Raw genomic sequence first — 24,090 nt, 5'->3', positions numbered from 1 at the left:
ACTTGGCTATTTTATACTTTTCATTGTACCAATAAATGAATTCTCATAATCGATTAATTTGTGAAAAGTTTGTTTTAATATGTTCTCTACAATAACTGACCATAAATATAGATAAAATAGAGGAAGGAGACAATCAAAACAATGCAAACCGTTTCAAATACACGAGTAGTTTTTCTTTGTTTCCGTTTTCCCTGCCTAGTTCGATTAATTGGTTTCCCGTTTGGTTTCATTTTGTTTCTTTGAATAGGTTTTCGCTGTTGGGTACCGTTAGAATCATTTGATAGAACTTTCAAAAGGTCTTTTCGCATTTCTAATGCTGTAACATATTTACCGGTTAACGCCTTTATTAGGACATTACGATATTTGTCCAGCTCTGGTTTCGCTTCAACAACCTTTATTAATTGTTCTATGCCATCACCTTTTTTTGTGAATCTTGAAGGAAAGGACAAATTAATAAGTATCATAGCAACTGCAAATAAATCATAAGACGGTTCCGCCTTTCTTGATCCTGCACCCCAATATCCCCGGTCAAAAAACTCCGTGAATTCCTTTATAGCTCTTCCTTGCATTGTTGTACCGCCCACATCAATACAACGAATTTTGGTTGGGGAATCCGTAATAATTAAATTTTCAGGTTTCAAATCACCGAACACCCAACCTTCTTGGTGGAGACGATAAAGATCATTTAATAGTTGAAGAATTAAGACTCCCGACCATGAATGACCCTTTGTTTGAATAAACGTTAATAAATCAGGGCCTTGTATATACTCCATCACATAGAAAGGGATTCTCCTTGTTTTCCTTTCCCAATCATCAATATCTAACAAAGAAGGCCCGAGGGTTGACCCTTGGACCTTCTTGAATGCTTTTAGAACATTAACCTCGGAAGTAACAGACATTGTGTTATCACTCATTTTTAATGCTACCAAATCGTTTTGGCATTTAGCTAAATAAACAATTCCGTTAGCACCCGATCCAAGCTCCTTAACGATGGTGTAACGATTATGATGCCACTTTCCATAGACAATCGTTCCGGAAGGAAAACTATATTGATTCTTCAAAGTATTGTTCATCATCATTTGATAGCAATCCCCTTAAAGATCGTTTTTTGTTAAAATGAGCCAAAGCTTCTTTCATTGCGGGACCTGTAGGCGTTATTCCACCGACACTTAGTTTGGAAAAAATGCCTGTTAAAGATTCTAATTTAGGTGTCCAATCCAGCAATTTTTCGACATCTTTCTTTTTCCCGGGAAATACAAAGACCGAGAATTGGTTATTTCCCATTCTGGCATTTAGGCTTAAAGATAGATCTAATAAGGCTTCTTTAACGGTTGGAAGTTTATGCTTCATACTTGCACTCGTATCGACAAGAACCAACAATTCCAGATCAACTGTTTCACCTAATTCATCGACAACCTCCATCACCTCACCTCTTTGGTCAGGAGGAAGCTCATCAATCATTACCGATTTTCCTAAAATTTGTTTTAATTCTTTGTTTACTACACCTTGTAATGTTTGGGTCATTGCCTTTCTAGTTACCATTTGTACCGTTTGGGATAGAGTTTGTGAGTAAACAATTTGACTTACACCACCACCTGACATTGCAATATTTTCAATTTCATTCATTCCCTTTTCATCAATTACGTCATTTTCTACTACACCAATTACATTCACGGAAATACCTTGTTCATTTGCAAGAGCTGCCATCGCTACTGGATCCTCACCTTGATTGGAGCAGCCATCAGTAATTAATAGGATTTGTTTTAGCGTACCTGTTTTCAATATTTTCCCCTCCTAAATCTGTCGATAAGCTAATTATCGAATTCCTACAATCATTTTCGACGATTAGGAAAGATTTTATACTTTAGGAATTTTCTATTCTATTCATACCTACTATCCTAGGAAATCATTGATTTAAGTTTTCCGGTTGGAATGGATGCCCATTTAGGTGTATTGTGCTCCACTTTGGATACTACAATTGTCATATCATCCTCAATCATTCCTGATCGTGTTCGAATTACCTCCTCCATTATTAAGTCAGCTATCTCTTGTGGATCTTTCGTTTCAATTTCACGGATTTTCCTTCTCATCCATAAATCATAATTTTCTACATGTTTTGGTCCTTCGAAAATTCCATCACTCATCATGATTAAAAGATCTCCTGCCTTAAGCTGCTCAGATACTACATCTACGTCAAACTCTTGAATAATTCCCATTGGTAAATTACTTGATTCTACTTTTAATACTCGATCGCCCCGTTTAATAAAACTTGGCGTCGATCCTATTTTTAAAAACCTGACACTAGCATTTTGCAAATCAATCATTGCTAGATCAAGTGTTGAAAAAATCTCATCTGTTGTTCGTAAAGACAAAATTGAATTAACAGATTTAATTGCTACCTTCTCTTCAATCCCGGATTGTAAAATAGTTTGCAAAAGCCGTAATGTTTCATTGCTTTCATGATGGGCTCGTTCCCCATTCCCCATACCATCACTTATCGCTACTGCATATTTCCGCGTACCTAGATCTATTGTTGAATAACTGTCGCCTGACACAAACCCTCCTCCTTTAGCCGCATGCGCAACACCGGTTTCTACCACAAATGCCTGAGCTGATCGAAACGTTACATAACAGAAACCATCCGGATACGATGCACATTCTTCTTTCTGTACAACAATAGTTTCGCCAAGAATATCAGAAAGGAGAGGAGCAATTATTTTTTCACATTCACCATGACCATTACAGTATGGGAGCGTCATATCAATATCCACGTTTCCAACATTCAAGCTATAAATTTCTACATGTTCAATATCCAGACCAAAATCCTGAAGGGCATCCAAAATCATTTCCTCTTGTTTATGATGGTTTTCGCGTTCTCGTTGAATTTCCTTCGCAAAGTCCCCCATTACTTCTGAAACCCCAAGCAACTGTTCTGCTACAAGCTTCCTACTTTCTTTAACTTGTAGTTTTAACTTTTGATTTGCTTGATAGAACGTCAATTCTTGTAAGATTGCATCCTCTACTTTTTTTGCTTTTGTACAATGTTTATCAAATTCTCGATGAACTCTATGTGGAATTGTCCCATCCCCGTTTTCTGTTTCATGAATTACTTTTTTCATTAAATCATAGGTTTTATTAAAGTTTTTTGCCCAGCAATGCTCCTTTTTAAAGCAGGTTTGACATGTCTTCTCCGTCACATTGCTTAAGAAATAATCAATTTCACGTTCTTCCCCATCATGATCCCTCCACTGATCATATTGTGAAAAACTTTTGGAGAGTGCCTGAAAAACAGAGGAGAACTGCTCCACTCTATTGGCTGTAATATCCCTTATTTTCCTTATATACTGTTGTTGTTCCTGTGTGTGTTCATTTGTTCCAGGGATATGTTTAGCAAGCTTAGCTGTCAAACTTTGAGGAGTTAAAAACAAAAGAAAAATCGCAACTGCTGATTCATAGATATTAACGATTAACGGTGCCTTTGCCTCTCCATACATTCCGATAAGCAAAGTAGCAATGAGGAGACCTATTGCAGTACCAACTTTTCTTCCTTCTTTTAAAAGACCGCCTAATAATCCAGAAAAGGCAAGTAAACTCATTTGATAGAAACTAGAAACATTCGCTAAGCTAAAAATGAGCCCAGTCACTACCCCAACGGTCGAACCAACTGTTGCTCCGGCAACAAAAGCAAAAATTAGGACTAAATATCTCGATAATATATGCTCAATGGACAAGTCATACATCGACCAGCCGATCGTGCCTGTTAATACGGAAGCTAATAAAATAATTAAGCTTACTACTTCTTCTGTTTTTAATGTTTTTTTCCTTTTTCTTAGTGATAATAACGGAATACTCTGCATAAAGATGAGAGTAAGAATAAATGAAAGACTTGCTTCAACAACGGCCATCATACTATCATACATAGTAAAATTTTGATGTTGGATTATATAGAAATAGCAACATTTGGAAATAAATGAAATGGTTAATACGTAGAAAGGGATAACTTTCATTTCATCCTTATGAAATTTACTAAATGTTTTATATGTTAATAGAAAAAATATTCCCGACAGTAATGTGTAAAAGGAGTTTCCCATCGAAACGGTTAATGCTCCGACTGCTAGTCCAATTAGAACAATCGGAGCTTTTTTACGTCTCATCATATAAACGGATGCAAAAAACGGTAATGCAAAAGGGGTTAAATGAGATAATATCATAGCACGTCCAAGTAAAAACCCTATTAATAATAAAACGACTCCCTTCTGCAAAAATAAAAGGTTTAACTTTAGTTGAAAACGCCTTAGCCCTTCCGAAAACTCAACTTTTGTTTCGTGTAAATCAACATTTCGTCCAGGTTCAAAAAAGCTTTGATTCACCTTCGCCATTTTTAAACACTCCCTATTCGTATTCGTTGCTTATCATTATAAAATGGACAAGCATAAAACTTTGTCAAAATAGAGGGGTCAATTGAAAGAAAAGTTCGACTTCTTTCAGCGAAAACTTTAATAACAATACAATATTTGAATTATTTAGATAGCTTCTAATTAGTAAAGATGCGTAGAAATCCTTTATAATGTGGATTTCTACGCATCTTTCATTTTTTGCAAAAATATAAATAACCTCAGAATATGGCGCATTCAGTTGAAAATCTACATGAACCAACAAAAAGCTTAAAAAATGTATTGACACCATTTAATTTCCTATGTAATATAGAAATTGTGTTTTTTAATTGATCTTTTAATATGGCGGTGTAGCTCAGCTGGCTAGAGCGTACGGTTCATACCCGTAAGGTCGGGGGTTCGATCCCCTCCGCCGCTATCAAGAAAAGCGAAAGCGCCTTGTTCATCGACGTAAAAGACTTACGGGATTTTGACTTATCGTAGGGAAAAGTCCTGAAGTTTTCTAGTCGATAGGCGCTGGAGCTAGACAATAAAAAAGGCGAGAGCATCTTTGTCAGCCTCTTGAGCTGGACAATAATGAATTGATATACTTTGGCCCGTTGGTCAAGCGGTTAAGACACCGCCCTTTCACGGCGGTAACACGGGTTCGAATCCCGTACGGGTCATCAAAGAAACAGGTAAAGACCAGCAAATGAACTGCACCCCAATTGTTAGACACAACTAACAATTGGAGGTGCAGTTTTTCTATGTCTAAATATTCGTTTGAATTAAAATTAAGGGCAGTATTAGATTATTTAGAGGGCAAAGATTCCTTTCAAATAGTCGCTAGCCGTTTTAATGTCAGCCTGACTCCTTTAAAGAATTGGGTGGCACATTATAGAAAAAATGGTGAAGCTGGTTTAATTTCCAACTATACAAATTATGATATTCAATTTAAAATGGACGTACTAAATTATATGAGTGAATTTGGAGCGTCCTTAACACAAGCTGCGGCTGTTTATAATATTTCTTCCCCTTCTACGATTCTTCAATGGCAGAGGCAGGTTGAAAGATTAGGTGTGGACGCTCTATTACCAAAGAAAAAGGGGCGTCCATCCATGAAAAAGGAAATTAAGAAATCAGTTCCTGTAGAGGGTTCATATGAAGCATTACAAGCTGAAAATGAGCGTTTACGCATGGAGATTGCCTATTTAAAAAAGTTACGAGCCTTAATTCAAGAAAAAGAAAAATCACCGAACAAGACAAAGCGCAAATAATATATGAGTTAAGGCACGAATTTAAGGTGATTGAGTTAGTAAAGATCGCTGGAATTCCACGTAGCACTTATTATTATTGGGTAAAACAAATGGATCGACCGGATAAATATAAGGAAATGAAGGAGTTAATTAAGCAGATTTTTGAAGAACATCAGGGACGTTATGGTTACCGTCGAATTACATTAGAATTACGTAATAAAGGGTATACAATTAATCATAAAACGGTCCGCCGTTTAATGATTGAGCTGGGTTTAAAGTGTCTCGTACGAATGAAAAAATATCGGTCATACCGAGGACAAGTGGGCAAAACTGCACCTAATATATTAGAACGAGATTTCCATGCATCTAAACCTAACGAAAAGTGGGTGACGGATGTGACAGAATTCCACCTACATGGGGAAAAGCTATATTTGTCGCCAATTATGGATTTATATAATGGTGAGATTATAGCTTATAATATAGAACATCGCCCTGTATTCTCACTTGTTTCAAAAATGTTGGACGAAGCCTTTGACCGATTAAATGAGGAAGACACTCCTATCCTCCATTCTGACCAAGGATGGCATTATCAGATGAATCAGTATCGATCTGCATTAAAAGAACGAGGAATCATTCAGAGTATGTCCCGTAAAGGGAACTGCTTGGATAACGCAGTCATGGAGAACTTCTTTGGCTTATTAAAGTCTGAATTGCTTTATCTAAAAGAATTTGAGAGTATGGAACATTTTAAAGTAGAGTTAGTGAATTACATTCACTACTATAACCACAAACGGATTAAGGCAAAATTAAAAGGCATGAGTCCGGTTCAATACCGAACTCATGCCCCAGTAGCTGCCTAAATCCCGTGTCTAACTTTTGGGGTTCAGATCAAATTTGCTGGTCTTTTTATTTTAACCACATTCCGAAAAGGAAAATTAAAAAGGCAGAACTGTCCAATACAGTCCTGCCTTTTTTCACGTTCAACCTGCTATATAGGAATAGACAGCAAGTTAGCCTCGTCTAGCACCACGGCCACCACGTTTTGATTCAGTATTTCGCTTTAATGATGATAATCGATCTTCACTATCCTTTAAGAAGCGCGCCATTTTTTGCTCAAAGTTTTCCTTTGTGCGGAAATTATTATTGGGTTTGTTTTGGCGAGGCCTATGTGTTTGAGCTTGTGCCTGTTCTTTCGCTTTTCTTATAGAAAGACCGATTTTCCCATCCTTCTCATTGATCACTTTTACTAGTACTTCATCGCCTACTTTTAAATGCTCATTAATATCTTTAACATAATTATCAGCGACTTCACTAATATGAACAAGTCCAGTTGAGCCTTCTGGTAATTCTACAAACGCTCCGAAATTTGTGATGCCTGTTACCTTACCTTGTAACTTGCTGCCTACTTCGATTGACATAAAAAATGTTTTCCTCCTTAATAAGATAAAAAATAAACCTTACTATATATTATAGCCAACGACAAAAAAGGGTGTCAATATAACTCATCTTCTTCCTCTTTTTCTTTTGGCTCTGGAATATTAAAAATGATTTCTCCATCCTGAGAAAGAAAGTATTCACTTCTCGCAAGCTTGGCAATATACTCATCATCATTCAACTTTACTACTTCATCTTTCAGTAGTGATTTCTTCTTATCCAATTTCGCTAATGTCTTTTCCAGCTTTACCTTTTCTTGCTTCTTTTCCTTGAGAAGATCATTTCTAGAAATAAGAGTAGAAATTAAGATATAGGAAAAGGCGACAGTTATTATTAATAATAACGATAAACGACGCAAAAGCAGCACTTTTCTCCTGGCTAATGCTCTTTCTTTTACTTCTTGTTGTTTCGTATACGTATTTTCCATTGCCATAATTTTTTGCTTTGATTTGCTACCCATTTCTACCCCTCCTTTTCTAGTAATGAGTAAATTTTTGTTGCCTAGATGGCGGGATTATTTATTTTTGTGTGAACGAAAGATTATTTTAAAGCCATTCACTAATTTATTCGTTCCTTTTTTTGCAATTCCTTCAATTCCTATATAAAACTTTTCGATATATTTTTTAACAGATGTCGGAAATACTCGCCATAAAATTTTGCCAATCCAAATAATTGGTTTAAATAGAATCTTTACCATTAATAATAACACCTTAAGAATAAATTGTACAAGAGAATATAAACCTTTTCCTATCCCGACTAAAATCGTAATAAATAAGATAATCATCCATTTTAAAGGGTTATATATTAATGCGGTAAATATATCTTTAAGAAAAGAAACGATTGTTATTGTAACATAAATGATTGTCTCCAATAATTTAAGATAAGTTGTTTTCATTAATGCTTGATATGCAGCAAAACCACAGACTAATGCAACAAAAATATAAAAACGGATTTCCCCAAAATTCACTAAAAACAAAATATAAAATATTAGTAAGCCTTGCAATAACCAAAACATAACATCATGAATAAAAACAATCCAACGCTTCCTCACACTACGCTTTAAAAATCGATTGTACGTGTCAAGGGTTGCACCAAAAAAGCTTCCCATGGAGATCATGGCAAGCATGGTATAAAATTGGGTAGCCAAGCTCATCGAAATATTTTGCTAAAGAGTCCTTTAGCTTTCTCTCCATGATGATCATCTAAATAGACCAAATCGAAAACCTTACCTTTAATCGATACAATCCCTTTATCAACATCCAGGTTTTTCATTTGCAAATTTTGACCACGAATCGATAAAAAGCCCATAACTGTTTCTAGTAAAAACTCCTCATTATCAAAACTTTCCACCTGCTTTACGCCAGTAATATCTAAAAGTTTCCTTCCTCTCATCATCACATCATGTTCTTGGGTTGTTGTAGATTTACTATTTGATGAACTATCATAATACTGATTCAAAGAACTCCCCCGCTTTCATTACACAGTTCTAAATTATTGAACAAGCTTTGTATTATATGTATGACAAGCTTTTTAAAAAAAGAACACTCCTATTTTCAAAAAACTTATACAGGGAAATTGAAAAAATAAAGGTTAACCAAAAAGTACCTTATTGAAATACTTTTTGGTTAACCTATTATTGCTCTACATTTATTCGTTCTTCTTTAAGGATAGAATACATGTTTGCTGCATCTTCTTTACGAGTGGATTCATGGAGATTTGTAATTTTTACCGTAACAAGTTTCTGCCCAAAACGAACCTGTAATTCATCTCCTATCTTAACGTTTGAACTTGCCTTTGCTGTCACACCATTTATTGTAATTCTTCCTTGGTCTGCGACCTCTTTTGCTAATGTTCTTCTTTTAATTAACCTTGATACTTTTAAAAATTTATCTAAACGCATCGTTGACATCTATATCACCTCATTAAAATCTTAACGTTGCCCTTTTATAATCCTTTGACTTTTGCTTCGTTCCAAATAGCGTCTAATTCTTCTAATGTGAACGCTCGAAAAGGTTTCCCACTATTCTTCACATGATTTTCAATATAGGAAAACCGTCTAATAAACTTTTGATTTGCCTTTTCAAGTGCCTCTTCTGGATGAATAGATAGAAGGCGAGCCGTATTAATGATCGCAAATAAAAGGTCACCAAACTCCTCAAGTTGATTCTCTTTATGTTCATTCGTCATTTCTATTTCAAATTCCTTTATTTCCTCATGAACTTTTTCCCATGCATCCTTTGCATGTTTCCAATCAAAACCTAATTTCGAAGCATACTTTTGTAAGTTAAACGCTCGAATAATTGCTGGTAGTCCTTTTCCCGCCTGATTGATAATAGATGTCGCAGTTTCATCTCTGCCTTTTTCCTCTGCCTTTAATTCATTCCAATTTTTCAGAACCTCTTCAGCATCCCAAACTTGCCGATCACCAAACACATGAGGATGTCTTCGAATCATCTTTTCAGAAATACTTTCAATTACATCATCGATAGAAAACATCCCTTCATCCTCACCAATTTGTGAATGAAGCATGACCTGTAAAAGAACATCCCCAAGCTCCTCTATCATATGGTCAATATCATCTTCATCAATCGCTTCAAGTAATTCATAGGATTCTTCGATTAAATACTTTTTCAATGATTGATGGGTCTGCTTTTTATCCCAGGGGCATCCATTTGGCCCTCTTAATACGGAAATAATCTCTCTTAACGCGACAAATTCCTTAAGTAACACTTCTTTCATCGGTGGTACGTAAAGGCTTGTTAAATTATTTAAGGAAATTTGTCGATCTAGTTCAAAAAGGGGCACCTTTTGTATTAATTCTTTATCACTGCCAGCTGCCGTTACGATTGTTACCTCGTAATCATCTGGGTATTTTTCCATTAAAGTAAGTTTCACATCTGAAGCAACATAAGCATCATACACTTGGCCAATAATCAGATGCTGTGCAGTACGAATATCGTGTAAATGTAAATCTGTCCCATCTAAAAGCTGAAAACCTTCAATTGGATCGGCTTTAACAGCGGAAAATAAGGCGTCAATGAAGCTTTGGCCACCACCAATTGTAATAACCACATTTTGTTTTGGTCCTTCTTCTATCAATAGTTGAACGGTCTTTTCGGCAACTAACGGGTGACCTGGAACACCATATATGATGTTTTCACTTTGGGCCGCATCCAAGAGAAGTTTTGTGATCTCTTGGTACACATCCTCAAACTGATCATGTCTTTCATATACAGAATCAAAACTTGTATACGTCAAACCTTCGCCTTCGAGTTCACGAATAACGGGGTGTTCCTTCGTTCGTAGATATATTTTTCTTTCACCTTTTAATAAACGGTACACGCCAAGAGGGAGCTGATCAATGTTTCCGGCACCTAATCCTATAATTGTTATCTGTTTGGACATTCTATTCCTCCGTCTTCAATTTTTCTTTGTATGTATGAAGTATTTCCCAAAGGGGATGCTCTCTAATTCCTTTTCATTTAATAGTTTTAAACCCCTTACCATGAATATATAAACAATTCCCCCAACCATCACACCGCCTAAAGCATTAATTGTACTCCACCCTCTACTCGTTAAGTTAAAATAGCTAAAAACGGCTGTCCAAAGGTATAAAATAAATGCCATAAAAAACGCACTTACAATAATTTTTGCGTAAAAAAGATAGGATAATAATGGTATACCCATCTTTTTAAGCTTATATATACATAGCACTAATATTAAAAATAAGGCGATAATTGTTGAAAAACTTGCCCCCATTGTTTCATATTTAGGAATGAATATGTAGTTTCCCAAATACTTCACAAGCACACCGATAAGTACATATTTTGCAGAATCCTTCATGCATCCTATCCCTTGTAAAATTCCGGACATCGTTAAGATCATTGAACCAAATAATATCGCGATTGAAAATACTTGAAGTACACTTGTACCATCATTATTAGAAAAAAGCATGATGTTTGTTGGCTCCATAATACAAATGATGCCAACAGCTGCACCTAATCCAACGATTACACTAATTTTAATAGCTAAACCAATTTTATCAAAAAAGTTAGTTTCTCTTATTGAAGTTCTACTTGATGTCAATGCAGGAACAAGTGTTAAAGAAAACGATGTGGCAACGACAGTACCTAATTGGATTAACGGCTGTCCTCTGTCAAAAATCCCCTTCAGTTCTTTCGCTTGGTCAATTTCTACACCAGATTTAATTAATAAAGAATAAATATTTAGCGAATCAACAAACTGAAGCAAAATAAGAAGCGCCCCACTAATACAAATGGCTGTCCCTTGTATTAACAAATTTTTTGCTATAAATGTCACACTGCTTGTAGTAAGCTTCACATTACTGCTCTTATGCCGAGAATAAAAAATGAATAATGTCAACAATGCAGCCAAACTACCAATAATAGAGCTTAATACTGTGCCGCTTCCAACTTTATAAAGAGATGACCCATTCTTCACTAATACTGTTGCTAATAAAAGGATAAAGATTACTCGAATGAGTTGCTCTTGCACTTGTGAAATTGCTGTTGGAATCATATTCCCTTTCCCTTGGAAATAACCACGAATCGTAGAGATAAATGGAACAAGTAAAAATGAGAATGAGACGATTTTTATTAGTGGTGTTAATTGTCTATCCCCCATCCACCCTGCTATAAAATTTGATCCGAAGAAAACTAACAAAAAAGTAAAAAGGCCAAAGATGCCTAATAGCAAAAAAGATGTATGTGCGATCTGACGACTATCCATTTCCTTAGTAGTTTCAGCTTCAGCAACTAACTTGGATATGATAACAGGAAATCCATATGTGGTTAAGGCGATCGCAAGACCATAAATTGGATACACCTGTTGATAAATATAAAATCCAATATCACCAACTATATTTTGAAATGGAACACGATAAACTGCACTTAATACTTTTGTAATGGTTGCCGCAATTGTTAAGATAAAGGCACCCTTAATTAATACTCTTGAATTATCAAAAGGCACTATTTTCGACCTACCTCATTTATTCAAATCTTATGTATTATAGCATATCAGAAAAAAAAGAAGCAGGAGTGACTGCTTCTTTAAAAGGGGATAGTACATACCTTTTGTATGTAACTTTAATTTTTTAATGCTCCATTTGTCTAGCCAAAAACCCTGAAGCAGTTTCTGCTGCTTTTTGTTCCACTTCACCTAGTGTGCGATCTTTGGAGAATAGGATAACTGCTCCTATCGGATCTCCATTTGCTATAATTGGTGAAACCGTATAGGAAGACAACTCCTCCTCTACACCTTCCACAAGTGCTGCTTGTCCTTTTTGCGTCACTAGTAATGGGTTACGATCATCCATCACTTTTTCCACTTTTTCGCCGATATTTTTGTTCAAGTAATCCTTTTTGGATACACCTGCAACAGAGATGACTGCATCACGATCACAGATTAACACTTGGCAGGATAAACTATCGTATAAAGCCTCCGCATATTCTTTCGCAAAATCACTTAATTCACTAATTGGTGAATATTTTTTAAGAATGACTTCTCCATCACGATCCACAAAAATTTCTAATGGATCCCCTTCACGAATTCGGAGGGTTCTACGAATTTCCTTCGGAATAACCACTCTTCCTAAATCATCAATTCGACGAACAATACCAGTTGCTTTCATCCTATGTTGCCTCACTTTCATCAGATGATTTTTTACATTATTTTATTACTATGGATTTAATTGAATCTTTTCCCTTTGTTGACATTAGTATCTTACATCTAAAAAGTTCTATGCATATGACTTATTTTTTCTGCTGACCTTTTTGAAAAAAATAGATATTGTAAAACTTAATCCTAATTTTCTTTTCCCCATTTTTTAGAAAAAAAACGTTAAATAAGAAAAAGAGCATATCTTTAGCCGACATGCTCCTCTTCTTTTACCGCATCTTTTATTTCTTTTATAATTTGGTAAGCGAGTGAAACCCATTTCTCTTGCTCTAGACCTTTTGTTACTAACGTTATTTTCAACTTGTTACCATCCATACCAAAACCAACTGAACGTCCATATTTATTTAAAGACTCTACTAGTTTCGGACCGTCCACATTTTTTGTTCCTTGTTCTGTCATAAGGATTGTGATTTGTTGTTTCACCTGTTTGATTGATTCTAATTTCGCACTTGATCCATACACTTTTATTTCGGCAACCTTAAATAAAAGAGCAACTTGCAGTGGATAATCGCCAAACCGATCAATCATCTCTTCCTTTAACTCCTCAACCTCTTCAAGAGAAGTGATTCCTCTAAACCTTTTATACATCTCAATTTTTTGATGGCCATCAGCTATATATGTATCTGGTATATAGGCATCAATTTCTAATTCTACTTCAAATGGAGGTAAGGTCGTTTGTCCTTGCCCTTTCCGTTCTTCAATTGCCTCTTTTAACATTTGGGAATAAAGGTCAAATCCTACAGAATCAATAAATCCATGTTGCTGTGCACCTAGAATATTACCTGCACCGCGTATCGATAGGTCTCGCATCGCAATTTTAAAACCCGAACCTAGTTCAGTAAATTCCTTAATCGCCTGCAATCTCTTCTCGGATACTTCGGTAAGGACTTTATCTTTTCGATACGTAAAATACGCATATGCAACCCGATTCGAACGGCCAACACGTCCACGCAATTGATACAATTGAGATAAGCCCATCCGGTCTGCATCATAAACAATTAACGTGTTAACATTTGGGATATCCACACCTGTTTCAATAATCGTTGTTGTTACTAATACGTCATATTCGCCCTCTAAGAAGCTTAATATAACTGACTCTAATTCACCTTCCGTCATTTGACCATGAGCAAACGTTACTCGCGCATCAGGAACTAGCGCGGAAATTTCCTCAGCTTTTCTTGCAATATCTTCTACTCTATTATATAGAAAGTACACTTGTCCGTTTCTGGCTAATTCACGTTCGATGGCTTCACGAACTAAGTGACCATTATACTCCATTACATATGTTTGAACTGGAAAACGATTCTCTGGCGGTGTTTCAATGACAGATAAATCTCGAACACCCAACATGGACATATGAAGCGTTCTTGGTATTGGTGTTGCCGTTAATGTTAATACATCCACATTTGTTTTCAGTTGCTTTATTTTTTCCTTATGTGTCACGCCAAAGCGCTGTTCTTCATCAATAATTAATAAGCCTAAATCATGATACTGAACATCCTTTGAAAGAAGTCGATGTGTTCCTACAACAATATCCACTGTGCCACTTTTTAACCCCTTTAATGTTTCTGTTTGCTGTTTTCTCGTTCGAAAACGACTTAGTAGACCAATATTGATTGGGTAGTCCTGAAAACGCTCTTTTATTGTTTCAAAATGTTGCTGTGCTAATATTGTGGTAGGCACTAAAAAGGCTACTTGCTTACCGTCCATAATTGCCTTAAATGCAGATCGAATAGCTACCTCTGTTTTTCCATAACCAACATCCCCGCATAATAAACGATCCATTGGCCGTTCCCTTTCCATATCGTGCTTAATTTCTTGCACGGAACGGATTTGGTCCTCTGTCGGTTGGTACGGGAAGGTTGTTTCAAATTCCCTTTGCAAATCTCCATCAGGTGAGAACGCGTACCCTTTTGCAGCTTCTCTTTCTGCATAAAGTTTAATTAAATCATCTGCAATATCCTGTACGGATGATTCAACCTTTTTCTTCACACGCTTCCAATCACTGCCGCCTAATTTATATATCTTTGGTTCTTTTCCTTCAGACCCAACGTATTTCTGAACCAATTCAATTTGTTCAACAGGGACATATAGTTTATCATTCCCTTGATATCTTAAGTGCAGATAATCTTTATGAATGCCATTAATCACTAATGTTTCTATTCCTAAATACTTGCCAATCCCATGATTTACATGAACAACATAGTCGCCCACTTTGAGTTCCGAATAGCTTTTAATTTTCTCCGCGTTTGACAGCTTCTGTCTACTTTTTGGTTTTTTCGTACCTTTATTAAAAAGCTCTTCTTCTGTAATAACTGCTAATTTCATCATGGATAGTTCAAAACCAGTATTTAAGCTTCCTTCAATCACTTGTATATGATTAGGCAATACCTTTTCTTTCTCTTCAACAACTGCAGCCTCGATATCGTAATCCTCTAGTACACTGTGTAACTTGTTTACACGATTTTTATCACTTCCTAGGAAAATAACCGTGTAACGCCCTTTTTTCCATCGATCCACTTCAGATTTTAATACATGCATTTGCCCATGGAAATTCTGCATCGGTCTGCAAGTAATATTAAGAATATTTTGTGGGCTTGTGTTAGGGATGTGACGTAAAAATAAAGATAAGTATATACGAGAAAGATTGGTTTGAACTAATAATTTTGATAAACTATGTGACACCTCAATATCGTGAACAATCTGCCCATCTTCCAACATTGCAGTAAACCACTCTGCCTCTTCATTTAATAGTCGATCATTTATTTCCTGGATTCGACTATATTCATCAAGCATTAGTACTCCATCTGTTGATGCATAATCTAGTAAACTAGCAGGAGTTTCATAGGCTAATGATGTATATTTAAAAAATTGTTCAGGTTTTTGCTTATTGCGAAGCATTTCGATATCATAGCCAATATTTTGAACTAACAGTTCTTTCGCCGAATCCCTTTTAACCTTTTTTAAAGTAGTTGATAAATTCTTTTCCAACTTATCCGCCACTACTGGTAACTTCTCAGAATCGATTGGGGATTCTGTGGCTGGTCCAATAATAATCTCTTCTACCTTTGTAAGAGATTTTTGACTTTCTAATGAAAATAAACGAATAGAATCAATTTCAGTATCAAAAAGTTCTATACGAATTGGGTTTGCTTCCGTTAATGGGTAAAGGTCTAATATTCCTCCTCGGAGACTAAATTCTCCTGGAGCACTCACCATCTCTGTTCTTTGGTAACCCATAATAATTAGATTGTTTAATATATTTTCTAAATTAATATCCTGGCCAATTTTGAATGATAGTTGATACTTTTTCCAAGTAGTTGGGGATGGTAGAATTCTCCGCAATCCTGCCATAGGAACAATTACAACCCCGTTTGACCGAGAAATCATAAAGTTTAGGGCTTCGATTCTTTGTCCTTTTAACTCCGGACTAGCAATTCCAATTTCGGCTGCAATTAGTTCATTCGCAGGATATAAATAGAGCCTATTTTCATCAATAAAAATTTGTAAATCCTCATATAATTTTTGAGCTTGAAGTAAATTATGAGTGACAATAATTAATTGCTTGCCTACTTTTTGATAAATTGATGCAATAAATAGTGCCCTTGCTGACCCTGAAAGACCAGCAATAAGTTGTTCTTTTAGCCCTGCCTCAAGACCGGTAATAACTGAGTTCATTTCATCTTGCTGTAAAATAATCTTTTGTAAATCTTTCAAACTAATAGCCCCTCCCTTCAAAAAAGAAATTATCTATATTTAACCGATTATTCAAACAGAAAAATGCTTTGGAGCTTTTCTCCAAAGCGGTTAATGAATCAAATAATCATATTCATGTAAGTTTGGACTTCTTTCAAATGCTTCCTGACAATCCTCACAAATAGAATGGATATGAATATTCCCATTTGACTCATAAGAAACCATTTCCTGTCTCTCTTCATTTGTTAGTGTTTGAATGCCAATTTGTTTTGAATGAAGTGATTGATGGTCAATACTTCCTATATTTGTACCACAATGACGGCAAAAATAATGAATCGCCATATTGAGGCCCCCTATCAACAGTACTTTTTATTTAGTATTAACCTGTTAATAATGAGTTATTCACGGCAAGCTTAATTATAATTATTCATTACCTCAAGGAAAGGTTTCTTAAGCCATTCTTCACATGCATCCGCACTTTTTTGGATGGTTGTTTGTATTTCTTCCCACTCATCTTTCCTAAACTTTCCTAATACATAATCAGGGACGGACATTCCATTTTCGGGGCGATTGATTCCAATACGAATTCGATTAAAATTCTGTGTTCCTAAATGGGCAATCGTCGACTTAATTCCATTATGTCCACCAGCACTTCCTTTTTGACGTAAGCGAATTTTCCCTACCGGTAAATCCATATCATCAAAAATGACGACAAGATCTTCTAGAGAAATATTATAATAATCCATAATTGGGCGGATACTTTCACCCGATAAATTCATATATGTAAGTGGCTTTAATAAAATGAATTTTTCCCCATAATTATTTACCATTGCATACAAGCCTTTAAACTTTGCTTGACTTAATGGAGTATGGAAACGTCTTGCCAATTCATCAATTACTTCAAAACCAATATTATGTCTTGTTCGGTCATACTGCGAACCAGGGTTTCCTAAACCAACAATTAATTTCATTCTTTACACCTCTATTTTACTATATCATATATACATATTATCAATGTTAATTATTAATCTTTATCCTATTATTATGTATATGAAGCGGATAAAAGTAAAATATTTAAAAAGGCGTAACCCATTCGGTTACGCCCGTTATGATTTTACATTAATGATAGAGTTTTTACCCATTTGGTTGCTCTGTAGTTTCTCTACCTTCTAAGTTGTCAGGAGTTCCTGGTTCTTGTTCTTCTCCAGTACTAATTTCCTCTTCTTGACGTGGGGCTAATACTGAAGCAATCGTTAATTCTTCCTCTTGTGTAATTTGGTAAGAATAATTTCCTTTAATATCCGCAACCGTAACTGTTTCTCCTACTTGGAGATTAGTGACATCCACTTGGATTGCATCCGGCAATTCATCTGGTTTCGCAGTGACAGTCAACTCATGAACGGATTGCTGTAGCACTCCTCCATCCCTTACTCCCGCGCTATCTCCAACTAATTCCACCCGAACATTCGCTTCAATTTCCGCCTTCATATCTACTGCCAAAAAGTCTATATGAATAATATCCTTTTTAAGACAATCCTCTTGAAATGCATTTAAAATAACGTTACGTTTATCTCCGTTGACATTAAGGGAGATAACTCCATTTCTTCCTGCATCACGAATGACTTTTATGAACTCCGCTCCGCTTACATAAATCGGTGTATTTTCGACATTATACCCATAAATAACTGCTGGGATATTTCCCATATCTCGTAGGTTTTTTAATTCCGATCTTTGTTTATTATCACGTTTAATCGCTTCAAGTACTGCCGCCATTATTATCAACCTCCTTGAATATGTAAACCCTCTTACATATCTTTCCCCTAATAAAGAAAGTTCTAAACATAAAGAAGGGAATTATAATATAAGCATTCATCTATAAAACAAAAGACCGGCACAAAATGCCAGTCTCATTCTTCCCATCTATTAATCAAATAGTGTACTTACAGATAATTCTTCATGTACACGAATAATTGCTTCTCCTAATAATGCAGCAATCGATAATTCAACTATTTTATCTGATTTCTTTTCTTCTGATAATGCAATTGAATTTGTAACAACTAGTTCTTTAATTTTTGAATTATTTATGCGCTCAATAGCTGGGCCTGATAGCACAGGGTGAGTACAGCATGCATACACTTCTTTCGCACCATTTTCTACTAATGCATTAGCAGCCAATGTTATCGTACCCGCTGTATCAATAATATCATCAATTAGAATTGCAATTTTCCCTTCAATATTACCGACAATATTCATTACTTCAGCGACATTTGGTCTTGGACGACGTTTATCAATAATTGCAATTGGTGCCTTTAGACGATCGGCCATTTTACGAGCACGAGTAACTCCCCCGTGATCCGGAGAAACAATGACAATATCATCAGTGAATTTCTTCTTTTTAAAGTAATCAGCTAAGATTGGTACACCCATTAAGTGGTCATTTGGAATGTCAAAAAATCCTTGGATTTGCGGAGCATGTAAATCTAATGCGATAACTCTTGTTGCTCCTGCCGTTTCAATAAGATTAGCTACAAGCTTAGCCGTAATCGGTTCCCTCGCTCTTGCTTTACGGTCTTGGCGAGCATATCCATAATAAGGCATAACGATATTAATTGTTTTCGCAGATGCACGCTTAAGTGCATCAATCATGATTAGAAGTTCCATCAAGCTTTCATTCACTGGGGCACTCGTTGGTTGCACAACATATACATCGCACCCACGAATACTTTCTTCAATATTAATTTGTATTTCTCCATCACTAAATCGAGTGACAGAGCATTTACCAAGTTCTACTCCAACTACTTTTGCAATCTCTTCTGCTAATTTATGATTTGAATTTAAACTAAAGATTTTCAAGTTAGGATCAAGATACTGGTTAGACATGATGGACCTCCAATTATTGATTGTGTTTTAATTTATTTACATAATTCTCTTTATTCACTTGTCTTGCACGTGCAATGGATAATGCGTCGCCAGGTACATCTTTTGTAATAGTTGACCCTGCTGCAATATAAGCATTTTTTCCAACTGTAACAGGAGCAACTAAGTTGGAATTGCATCCAACAAACACACCATCTTCAATTTTTGTTAAATATTTATTTTTACCATCGTAGTTTACAGTAATTGAGCCACAACCAATATTTACATCGGACCCAACTTCTGCATCTCCTATATAACTTAAATGCGATGCCTTGCTTCCTTTTCCAAACTTCGCCTTTTTAATTTCAACAAAGTTTCCTATTTTTACGTCATCGGATATATTAGAGTCTGGACGGATATGAGCAAATGGACCAATCTTTACATTTGCACCAATCGCACTATTATGAGCAACTGATTGGTGAATAACAGTTCCGTTATTGATTGTACAATCTTTAATTACGGAATTTGGTCCAATAATACAATCTTCACCAATGATCGTTTGTCCTGATAATTGTACACCAGGGTATATAACTGTATCTGATCCAATGATAATATCTAGTCCAATATACGTTTGCTCCGGATCTATAATCGATACACCATTTCTCATATGATACTCATTAATTCGCCTTTTCATAATTTTTTCTGCATTTGAAAGAGCAATTCGATCATTGACACCTAAAGTTTCATCCATGTTTTCTGTTTGATAAGCAGAAACTATTTCACCTTGATTCTTCAAAATTTCAATTACATCAGGCAAATAGTATTCACCTTGTACATTATCGTTAGAAACTTTACTTAGTGCTTGAAATAAAGCTTTATTATCAAAACAAAAAACACCGGTATTAATTTCTTTTACTTTACGTTCATCTTCTGTTGCATCTTTATGCTCAACAATTCTTTCTACGAAGCCTTGTTCATTTCGAATAATTCTTCCATAGCCTTCGGGTTGTTCTGTATATGCTGTTAATATCGTCGCTTTAGCATTTTGTTCCTCATGATGACCCATCAATGCTTCCATTGTCTCCGCTTGAATAAGAGGGGTATCACCACAAACAACTAAAGTAACACCATCTTCTTCAGCTAAAACTTTATCCGCTTGCATAACAGCATGGGCAGTTCCTAGTTGTTCTTCCTGAAGCGCAAAAGCTGTTTTTCCTTCTAATTTCGCCTTTACCAATTCTGCTCCATGGCCAACTATCGTAACCATTTTATTGATTTTCAATTTACTGATTTGGTCAACAACATGTTCTACCATGGGCTTTCCACATACAGGATGTAATACTTTATAGAGTTTTGATTTCATCCGTGTTCCTTGGCCTGCAGCTAAAATAACAGCAAATCGATTTGTCATATTTGGTCCCCCAATAAACCTTTTTATCCATAAAAAAATATATCGCAATTTAAGCTTAATTTCAAGGAAACATCGGGATATACAAAGAATTGTCAATTGTAAATAATATTATTTTAAGAAATATACGGATTAGAATTTAAAAATGCAGGGTAGAGGAATACAGTGTAAGATGCAAAATAACTGAATATGAAGGTTTACCTTTCCCTTAGTAAGCATAAAAAAAGAGCCTTACTTTTTGGAGTAGGCTCTTGCTGCTTTAATCTGTTAGGAAGCGCCAGCTTCTTCAAACTCAACTTCTTCTAACTCTCCTAAACGATGATACTCCGCTAATACTGATTCTTGAATCTTACTTCTAGTATTAGAATTGATTGGATGAGCTATATCCCTAAACTCTCCATCCGGAGTACGTTTACTTGGCATTGCTACAAATAATCCATTGTTCCCATCAATTACACGAATATCATGAACAACAAATTCATTATCTAGTGTAATAGAAGCAATCGCACGCATACGCCCCTCTGTATTAACACGGCGTAACCTTACATCTGTTACTTCCATCCTATTCACCACCTTTTCACATAGATTGAATCTAGTTAAAGTATTCAACATATTTTGATATATTCCTTCTTAAATTGTAAAATTTTTTAAAAAATTTATAAGTACCAATATTTCTCTATTTAATTTACTGCATATTAACTAGTTATCGACCAAATATACCTATTTTAAACAATTATGACATAAAAAAAATCGGCCATTTTCAAAAAAGCCGATTAGACATTCTATTTAATTAAGGCAATTACCTCTATTTCTATTGAAACATCTTTTGGAAGTCTTGAAACTTCTACACAAGATCTTGCAGGCTTATGTGTTGAAAAATATTCCCCATAGATTTCATTAATTATTGCAAACTCATCCATATTTTTAATAAATACAGTTGCTTTAACCACTGTATCAAATGAAGCACCTGCCGCTTTTAAAACTGCATCTAAATTTCTAAATACTTGATGTGTCTGTTCTTTAATATCTCCTGTTACAAGGGAACCGTCCGCAGTAAGTGGAATTTGTCCGGAACTATAAAAAATATTATTCACAATCATTCCTTGTGAATACGGCCCGATAGCAGCCGGTGCATCAACTGTTGAAACCTTTTTCATAAAACATCCCCCTTATTTGTTCGTAAAATAATTGCCTTCAATGACTTTAATCTTTTTTTCCTTCACATCAACATCCATTAATTTCACTAAGGATACATAATCATCCACTAATCTTTCTTCTGCTTCTTCAGACTCAAGCAATACGGCAATCCCAGCTAGCGATGCATTAAATTCATCTAAAAGATTGACCATTCCTTTTACTGTTCCGCCCGCTTTCATGAAGTCATCGACGATGAGGACTTTTGCACCTTCATTTAAGCTTCGTTTTGAAAGCACCATTGTTTGGATTCTTTTTGAGGAACCAGAAACATAATTAATACTGACTGTCGATCCCTCTGTCACTTTACTATCTCTTCTCACAATGACAACCGGTACATTTAAATAGGCAGCTGTAGCATGAGCTATGGAAATCCCTTTAGTAGCAACTGTCATTATGACATCAATCTCAGTATTTGCAAATGATGAAGCTAGCAATTTACCTACTTTACTTACTATTTGCGGATTTCCAAGAAGATCAGTTAAGTACAAATAGCCACCAGGTAACAATCGATCAGAATTTGCAATTAATTGACATAATTCACTAATGAATTTCTTTGCATCCTCTTTATTCGTACGTGGAATATATTTTACTCCTCCAGACGCCCCAGGAATTGTTTGAAGTGAGCCTATACCCTGCTTTTCAAATGTATCCTTAATAATCGCTAGGTCCTCACTAATCGAAGACTTGGCTGATTCATATCTTTCTGAAAAGAAGGTTAGTGAGACCAACTCTTTTGGGCGTTCAAGTAAATAATGCGTCATATCTATTAACCGTTCACTACGACGAAACTTCAATGTCACACCTCCTAAAAACCCGAATATTTATAGACAATATTACATTAATGTACGGTTTCTGTCTATGGAGCAGTTACCATTTCTTTTTATTATTCTGAAAATCGCTCCCCAAGCATACGAACCGCATATACTTGGTCACAAAATCCCCTTAATCCATTATAAATTCTTTGCAGCCTAGAATCGTATTGGACAAGGCCAAAAACTGTTGGTCCACTTCCACTCATTAATACGGCATCTGCGCCAAATCGCTCCATCTGTTCTTTAATATGTTGGACTTCTGGATGCATTGATAAAGTTACACTTTCTAACACATTGCCAATACAGTTACAGACTGTTGAATAACTTCCATTTTGAAGTGCTGCAATCATTGCGTTGGAATCAGGATGGTTAACTTTTGATAGATCTAAATTACGGTATACATCAGCGGTCGAAACACCGATTGATGGCTTCGCCAATATTACCCAACAATTAGGCGGGGCTGGCAAATACGTGATCTTCTCCCCACGTCCTTTTGCCATTGCTGTTCCACCATATACACAAAAAGAAACATCTGAACCAATTTCAGCCCCAATTTCAGCAAGTTCGTCTAAAGTAAGACCTAAATTCCATAGTTTGTTTAAGCCTCTTAATGTCGCAGCTGCATCACTGCTGCCACCAGCTAATCCCGCGGCTACTGGAATTGCTTTATCAATGGTAATACTCACACCTTGCTTAACATTAAACTTTTCCTTTAGAATTCTTGCCGCTTGATAGGCTAAATTACGTTGATCATCCGGAACAAATCGATTCTGTGAAATAATACGAATTTCGTTTCCGCTCATTTCAGATAATCCGATGCGGTCCGATAAATCAATCGTAGTCATAATCATTTCAACCTCATGATAACCATCATTCCGTTTGTTTAGAACATCCAAAGTTAAATTTATTTTAGCCGGTGCTTTTATAAAAATTGTCAATATACCCACCCACTCTAATTCAACATTAATTTTCATTTATGTATTTATAAGTTTGTACTATTTTACCACAAACAATAATTGCCATATAACCTCTTCACAAGTATTGTATTTTACCATTTTCACGCATTCTTTGGAAGTCCTTATTAATATAGAAAAAAAAGACCGAGGAATCCACTCGGTCTTGCGGCATGTAAATTATTATCCTCCCCTGAGCTCGAGTTGCCTTTTTAGGAATTCTTATTGTTAGCAAGTTGTTGTTGAGCAATTTCAATGGCACGCTTAACCATATTCCCTGCATCCCTCGCCTTTATGCCGCCCCAACCTTCTTGTTTAACGACATCATAAAAACCTAAATCCTTTGCCAGTTCCTCTTTGAACCGGTCAGACATCATTCCTCGTTTTCTGCCCATAATGAAAATCCCC

23 protein-coding genes and 2 tRNA genes are annotated in these 24,090 nt (G+C 35.7%); 3 read left to right on the top strand and 22 right to left on the bottom strand.

The window, feature by feature from the left end:
* Positions 1 to 86: 86 nt before the first annotated feature.
* The 3 genes from I5776_RS00380 to spoIIE form a co-directional block, all read right to left on the bottom strand.
* Positions 87 to 1,076 (bottom strand): protein kinase domain-containing protein, encoded by a 990-nt coding sequence (locus tag I5776_RS00380; protein ID WP_202780618.1) that lies wholly within the window; start codon positions 1,074 to 1,076, stop codon positions 87 to 89.
* The gene (locus I5776_RS00375; protein ID WP_202778513.1) at positions 1,045 to 1,782 is read right to left on the bottom strand and encodes a vWA domain-containing protein; all 738 of its coding nucleotides are present in this window, start codon (positions 1,780 to 1,782) and stop codon (positions 1,045 to 1,047) included. The genes I5776_RS00380 and I5776_RS00375 overlap by 32 nt, the downstream gene beginning before the upstream one ends.
* 116 nt (positions 1,783 to 1,898) lie before the next feature.
* Complete coding sequence (gene spoIIE, locus I5776_RS00370; RefSeq protein ID WP_202778512.1) at positions 1,899 to 4,379, bottom strand: stage II sporulation protein E; 2,481 nt, start codon at positions 4,377 to 4,379, stop codon at positions 1,899 to 1,901.
* A gap of 359 nt (positions 4,380 to 4,738) precedes the next feature.
* Between spoIIE and I5776_RS00365 the strand changes: the two genes are divergently transcribed.
* The 3 genes from I5776_RS00365 to I5776_RS00355 all read left to right on the top strand — a co-directional run bounded on the left by I5776_RS00365 (position 4,739) and on the right by I5776_RS00355 (position 6,489).
* Positions 4,739 to 4,812, top strand: a tRNA-Met gene (locus I5776_RS00365).
* A 175-nt stretch (positions 4,813 to 4,987) separates the two neighbouring features.
* A tRNA-Glu gene (locus tag I5776_RS00360) sits at positions 4,988 to 5,059 on the top strand.
* Positions 5,060 to 5,140: 81 nt separating this feature from the next.
* A protein-coding gene (locus tag I5776_RS00355) for an IS3 family transposase (RefSeq protein ID WP_202778511.1) occupies positions 5,141 to 6,489 on the top strand; the annotation gives its coding sequence in 2 pieces (ribosomal slippage) (positions 5,141 to 5,600 and positions 5,600 to 6,489; 1,350 coding nt in all).
* Positions 6,490 to 6,639: 150 nt separating this feature from the next.
* On the opposite strand, the gene I5776_RS00350 is transcribed toward I5776_RS00355, so the two are convergent.
* From I5776_RS00350 to I5776_RS00260, 19 genes are all read right to left on the bottom strand, one after another.
* Positions 6,640 to 7,047 (bottom strand): S1 domain-containing RNA-binding protein, encoded by a 408-nt coding sequence (locus I5776_RS00350; RefSeq protein ID WP_202778510.1) that lies wholly within the window; start codon positions 7,045 to 7,047, stop codon positions 6,640 to 6,642.
* Between the two features lie 74 nt (positions 7,048 to 7,121).
* Positions 7,122 to 7,523, bottom strand: coding sequence for an FtsB family cell division protein (locus I5776_RS00345; RefSeq protein ID WP_202778509.1), 402 nt, complete (start codon positions 7,521 to 7,523; stop codon positions 7,122 to 7,124).
* Between the two features lie 54 nt (positions 7,524 to 7,577).
* Positions 7,578 to 8,216, bottom strand: a complete 639-nt coding sequence (gene yabQ, locus I5776_RS00340) for a spore cortex biosynthesis protein YabQ (RefSeq protein ID WP_202778508.1) — start codon at positions 8,214 to 8,216, stop codon at positions 7,578 to 7,580.
* Complete coding sequence (gene yabP / locus I5776_RS00335; protein ID WP_202778507.1) at positions 8,213 to 8,521, bottom strand: sporulation protein YabP; 309 nt, start codon at positions 8,519 to 8,521, stop codon at positions 8,213 to 8,215. The genes yabQ and yabP overlap by 4 nt, the downstream gene beginning before the upstream one ends.
* 175 nt (positions 8,522 to 8,696) lie before the next feature.
* On the bottom strand, positions 8,697 to 8,963 hold the full coding sequence (locus I5776_RS00330; RefSeq protein ID WP_202780617.1) for an RNA-binding S4 domain-containing protein: 267 nt from the start codon (positions 8,961 to 8,963) through the stop codon (positions 8,697 to 8,699).
* Positions 8,964 to 9,007: 44 nt separating this feature from the next.
* Positions 9,008 to 10,468: a bifunctional methyltransferase/pyrophosphohydrolase YabN gene (gene yabN, locus I5776_RS00325; RefSeq protein ID WP_202778506.1), complete on the bottom strand. Its 1,461-nt coding sequence runs from the start codon at positions 10,466 to 10,468 to the stop codon at positions 9,008 to 9,010.
* Between the two features lie 15 nt (positions 10,469 to 10,483).
* Complete coding sequence (locus tag I5776_RS00320; protein ID WP_246483864.1) at positions 10,484 to 12,052, bottom strand: putative polysaccharide biosynthesis protein; 1,569 nt, start codon at positions 12,050 to 12,052, stop codon at positions 10,484 to 10,486.
* Between the two features lie 124 nt (positions 12,053 to 12,176).
* The gene (gene spoVT, locus I5776_RS00315) at positions 12,177 to 12,713 is read right to left on the bottom strand and encodes a stage V sporulation protein T (RefSeq protein WP_202778505.1); all 537 of its coding nucleotides are present in this window, start codon (positions 12,711 to 12,713) and stop codon (positions 12,177 to 12,179) included.
* Positions 12,714 to 12,946: 233 nt separating this feature from the next.
* Positions 12,947 to 16,477 carry a transcription-repair coupling factor gene (gene mfd / locus I5776_RS00310; protein ID WP_202778504.1) on the bottom strand — a complete coding sequence of 1,177 codons (3,531 nt, stop codon included), beginning with the start codon at positions 16,475 to 16,477 and terminating at the stop codon, positions 12,947 to 12,949.
* A 90-nt stretch (positions 16,478 to 16,567) separates the two neighbouring features.
* Positions 16,568 to 16,798, bottom strand: coding sequence for an anti-sigma-F factor Fin (gene fin, locus I5776_RS00305; protein WP_202778503.1), 231 nt, complete (start codon positions 16,796 to 16,798; stop codon positions 16,568 to 16,570).
* Positions 16,799 to 16,869: 71 nt separating this feature from the next.
* Positions 16,870 to 17,427: an aminoacyl-tRNA hydrolase gene (pth, locus tag I5776_RS00300; RefSeq protein WP_202778502.1), complete on the bottom strand. Its 558-nt coding sequence runs from the start codon at positions 17,425 to 17,427 to the stop codon at positions 16,870 to 16,872.
* 163 nt (positions 17,428 to 17,590) lie between these two features.
* Positions 17,591 to 18,229 carry a 50S ribosomal protein L25/general stress protein Ctc gene (locus I5776_RS00295; RefSeq protein ID WP_202778501.1) on the bottom strand — a complete coding sequence of 213 codons (639 nt, stop codon included), beginning with the start codon at positions 18,227 to 18,229 and terminating at the stop codon, positions 17,591 to 17,593.
* A 150-nt stretch (positions 18,230 to 18,379) separates the two neighbouring features.
* Positions 18,380 to 19,336, bottom strand: a complete 957-nt coding sequence (locus tag I5776_RS00290) for a ribose-phosphate diphosphokinase (protein WP_107920740.1) — start codon at positions 19,334 to 19,336, stop codon at positions 18,380 to 18,382.
* Between the two features lie 13 nt (positions 19,337 to 19,349).
* Complete coding sequence (gene glmU / locus I5776_RS00285; RefSeq protein ID WP_202778500.1) at positions 19,350 to 20,723, bottom strand: bifunctional UDP-N-acetylglucosamine diphosphorylase/glucosamine-1-phosphate N-acetyltransferase GlmU; 1,374 nt, start codon at positions 20,721 to 20,723, stop codon at positions 19,350 to 19,352.
* A 264-nt stretch (positions 20,724 to 20,987) separates the two neighbouring features.
* A complete protein-coding gene (spoVG, locus tag I5776_RS00280; protein ID WP_058006092.1) occupies positions 20,988 to 21,281 on the bottom strand; it encodes a septation regulator SpoVG in 294 nt (97 codons plus the stop codon).
* Between the two features lie 221 nt (positions 21,282 to 21,502).
* Positions 21,503 to 21,877 carry a RidA family protein gene (locus tag I5776_RS00275; protein WP_202778499.1) on the bottom strand — a complete coding sequence of 125 codons (375 nt, stop codon included), beginning with the start codon at positions 21,875 to 21,877 and terminating at the stop codon, positions 21,503 to 21,505.
* A gap of 12 nt (positions 21,878 to 21,889) precedes the next feature.
* Positions 21,890 to 22,711 carry a pur operon repressor gene (gene purR, locus I5776_RS00270; protein WP_202778498.1) on the bottom strand — a complete coding sequence of 274 codons (822 nt, stop codon included), beginning with the start codon at positions 22,709 to 22,711 and terminating at the stop codon, positions 21,890 to 21,892.
* An 89-nt stretch (positions 22,712 to 22,800) separates the two neighbouring features.
* Positions 22,801 to 23,703: a 4-(cytidine 5'-diphospho)-2-C-methyl-D-erythritol kinase gene (gene ispE / locus I5776_RS00265; protein ID WP_425490313.1), complete on the bottom strand. Its 903-nt coding sequence runs from the start codon at positions 23,701 to 23,703 to the stop codon at positions 22,801 to 22,803.
* A 191-nt stretch (positions 23,704 to 23,894) separates the two neighbouring features.
* Complete coding sequence (locus I5776_RS00260) at positions 23,895 to 24,077, bottom strand: small, acid-soluble spore protein, alpha/beta type (RefSeq protein ID WP_202778497.1); 183 nt, start codon at positions 24,075 to 24,077, stop codon at positions 23,895 to 23,897.
* Positions 24,078 to 24,090 lie beyond the last annotated feature (13 nt).

The organism is Heyndrickxia vini, assembly GCF_016772275.1.
Classification (GTDB): domain Bacteria; phylum Bacillota; class Bacilli; order Bacillales; family Bacillaceae_C; genus Heyndrickxia; species Heyndrickxia vini.
The sequence above is the reverse complement of the archived record's forward strand: the minus strand, read 5'-3'. Positions and strand labels throughout refer to the sequence as shown.

Excerpts from the sequence above, each read along its gene's own strand:
- I5776_RS00350 (WP_202778510.1), bottom strand. The coding sequence starts at position 7,047 with ATGTCAATCGAAGTAGGCAGCAAGTTACAAGGTAAGGTAACAGGCATC.
- yabQ (WP_202778508.1), bottom strand. The coding sequence starts at position 8,216 with ATGAGCTTGGCTACCCAATTTTATACCATGCTTGCCATGATCTCCATG.
- spoVT (WP_202778505.1), bottom strand. The coding sequence starts at position 12,713 with ATGAAAGCAACTGGTATTGTTCGTCGAATTGATGATTTAGGAAGAGTG.
- I5776_RS00295 (WP_202778501.1), bottom strand. The coding sequence starts at position 18,229 with ATGGCGGCAGTACTTGAAGCGATTAAACGTGATAATAAACAAAGATCG.
- spoVG (WP_058006092.1), bottom strand. The coding sequence starts at position 21,281 with ATGGAAGTAACAGATGTAAGGTTACGCCGTGTTAATACAGAGGGGCGT.
- ispE (WP_425490313.1), bottom strand. The coding sequence starts at position 23,703 with ATGAAAATTAATGTTGAATTAGAGTGGGTGGGTATATTGACAATTTTT.
- glmU (WP_202778500.1), bottom strand. The coding sequence starts at position 20,723 with ATGACAAATCGATTTGCTGTTATTTTAGCTGCAGGCCAAGGAACACGG.
- I5776_RS00330 (WP_202780617.1), bottom strand. The coding sequence starts at position 8,963 with ATGCGTTTAGATAAATTTTTAAAAGTATCAAGGTTAATTAAAAGAAGA.
- I5776_RS00290 (WP_107920740.1), bottom strand. The coding sequence starts at position 19,336 with ATGTCTAACCAGTATCTTGATCCTAACTTGAAAATCTTTAGTTTAAAT.
- pth (WP_202778502.1), bottom strand. The coding sequence starts at position 17,427 with ATGAAATTAATTGTTGGTTTAGGAAACCCTGGTTCGCAGTATGACCGA.
- yabN (WP_202778506.1), bottom strand. The coding sequence starts at position 10,468 with ATGTCCAAACAGATAACAATTATAGGATTAGGTGCCGGAAACATTGAT.
- fin (WP_202778503.1), bottom strand. The coding sequence starts at position 16,798 with ATGGCGATTCATTATTTTTGCCGTCATTGTGGTACAAATATAGGAAGT.
- I5776_RS00275 (WP_202778499.1), bottom strand. The coding sequence starts at position 21,877 with ATGAAAAAGGTTTCAACAGTTGATGCACCGGCTGCTATCGGGCCGTAT.
- I5776_RS00260 (WP_202778497.1), bottom strand. The coding sequence starts at position 24,077 with ATGGGCAGAAAACGAGGAATGATGTCTGACCGGTTCAAAGAGGAACTG.
- I5776_RS00380 (WP_202780618.1), bottom strand. The coding sequence starts at position 1,076 with ATGATGAACAATACTTTGAAGAATCAATATAGTTTTCCTTCCGGAACG.
- I5776_RS00345 (WP_202778509.1), bottom strand. The coding sequence starts at position 7,523 with ATGGGTAGCAAATCAAAGCAAAAAATTATGGCAATGGAAAATACGTAT.
- spoIIE (WP_202778512.1), bottom strand. The coding sequence starts at position 4,379 with ATGGCGAAGGTGAATCAAAGCTTTTTTGAACCTGGACGAAATGTTGAT.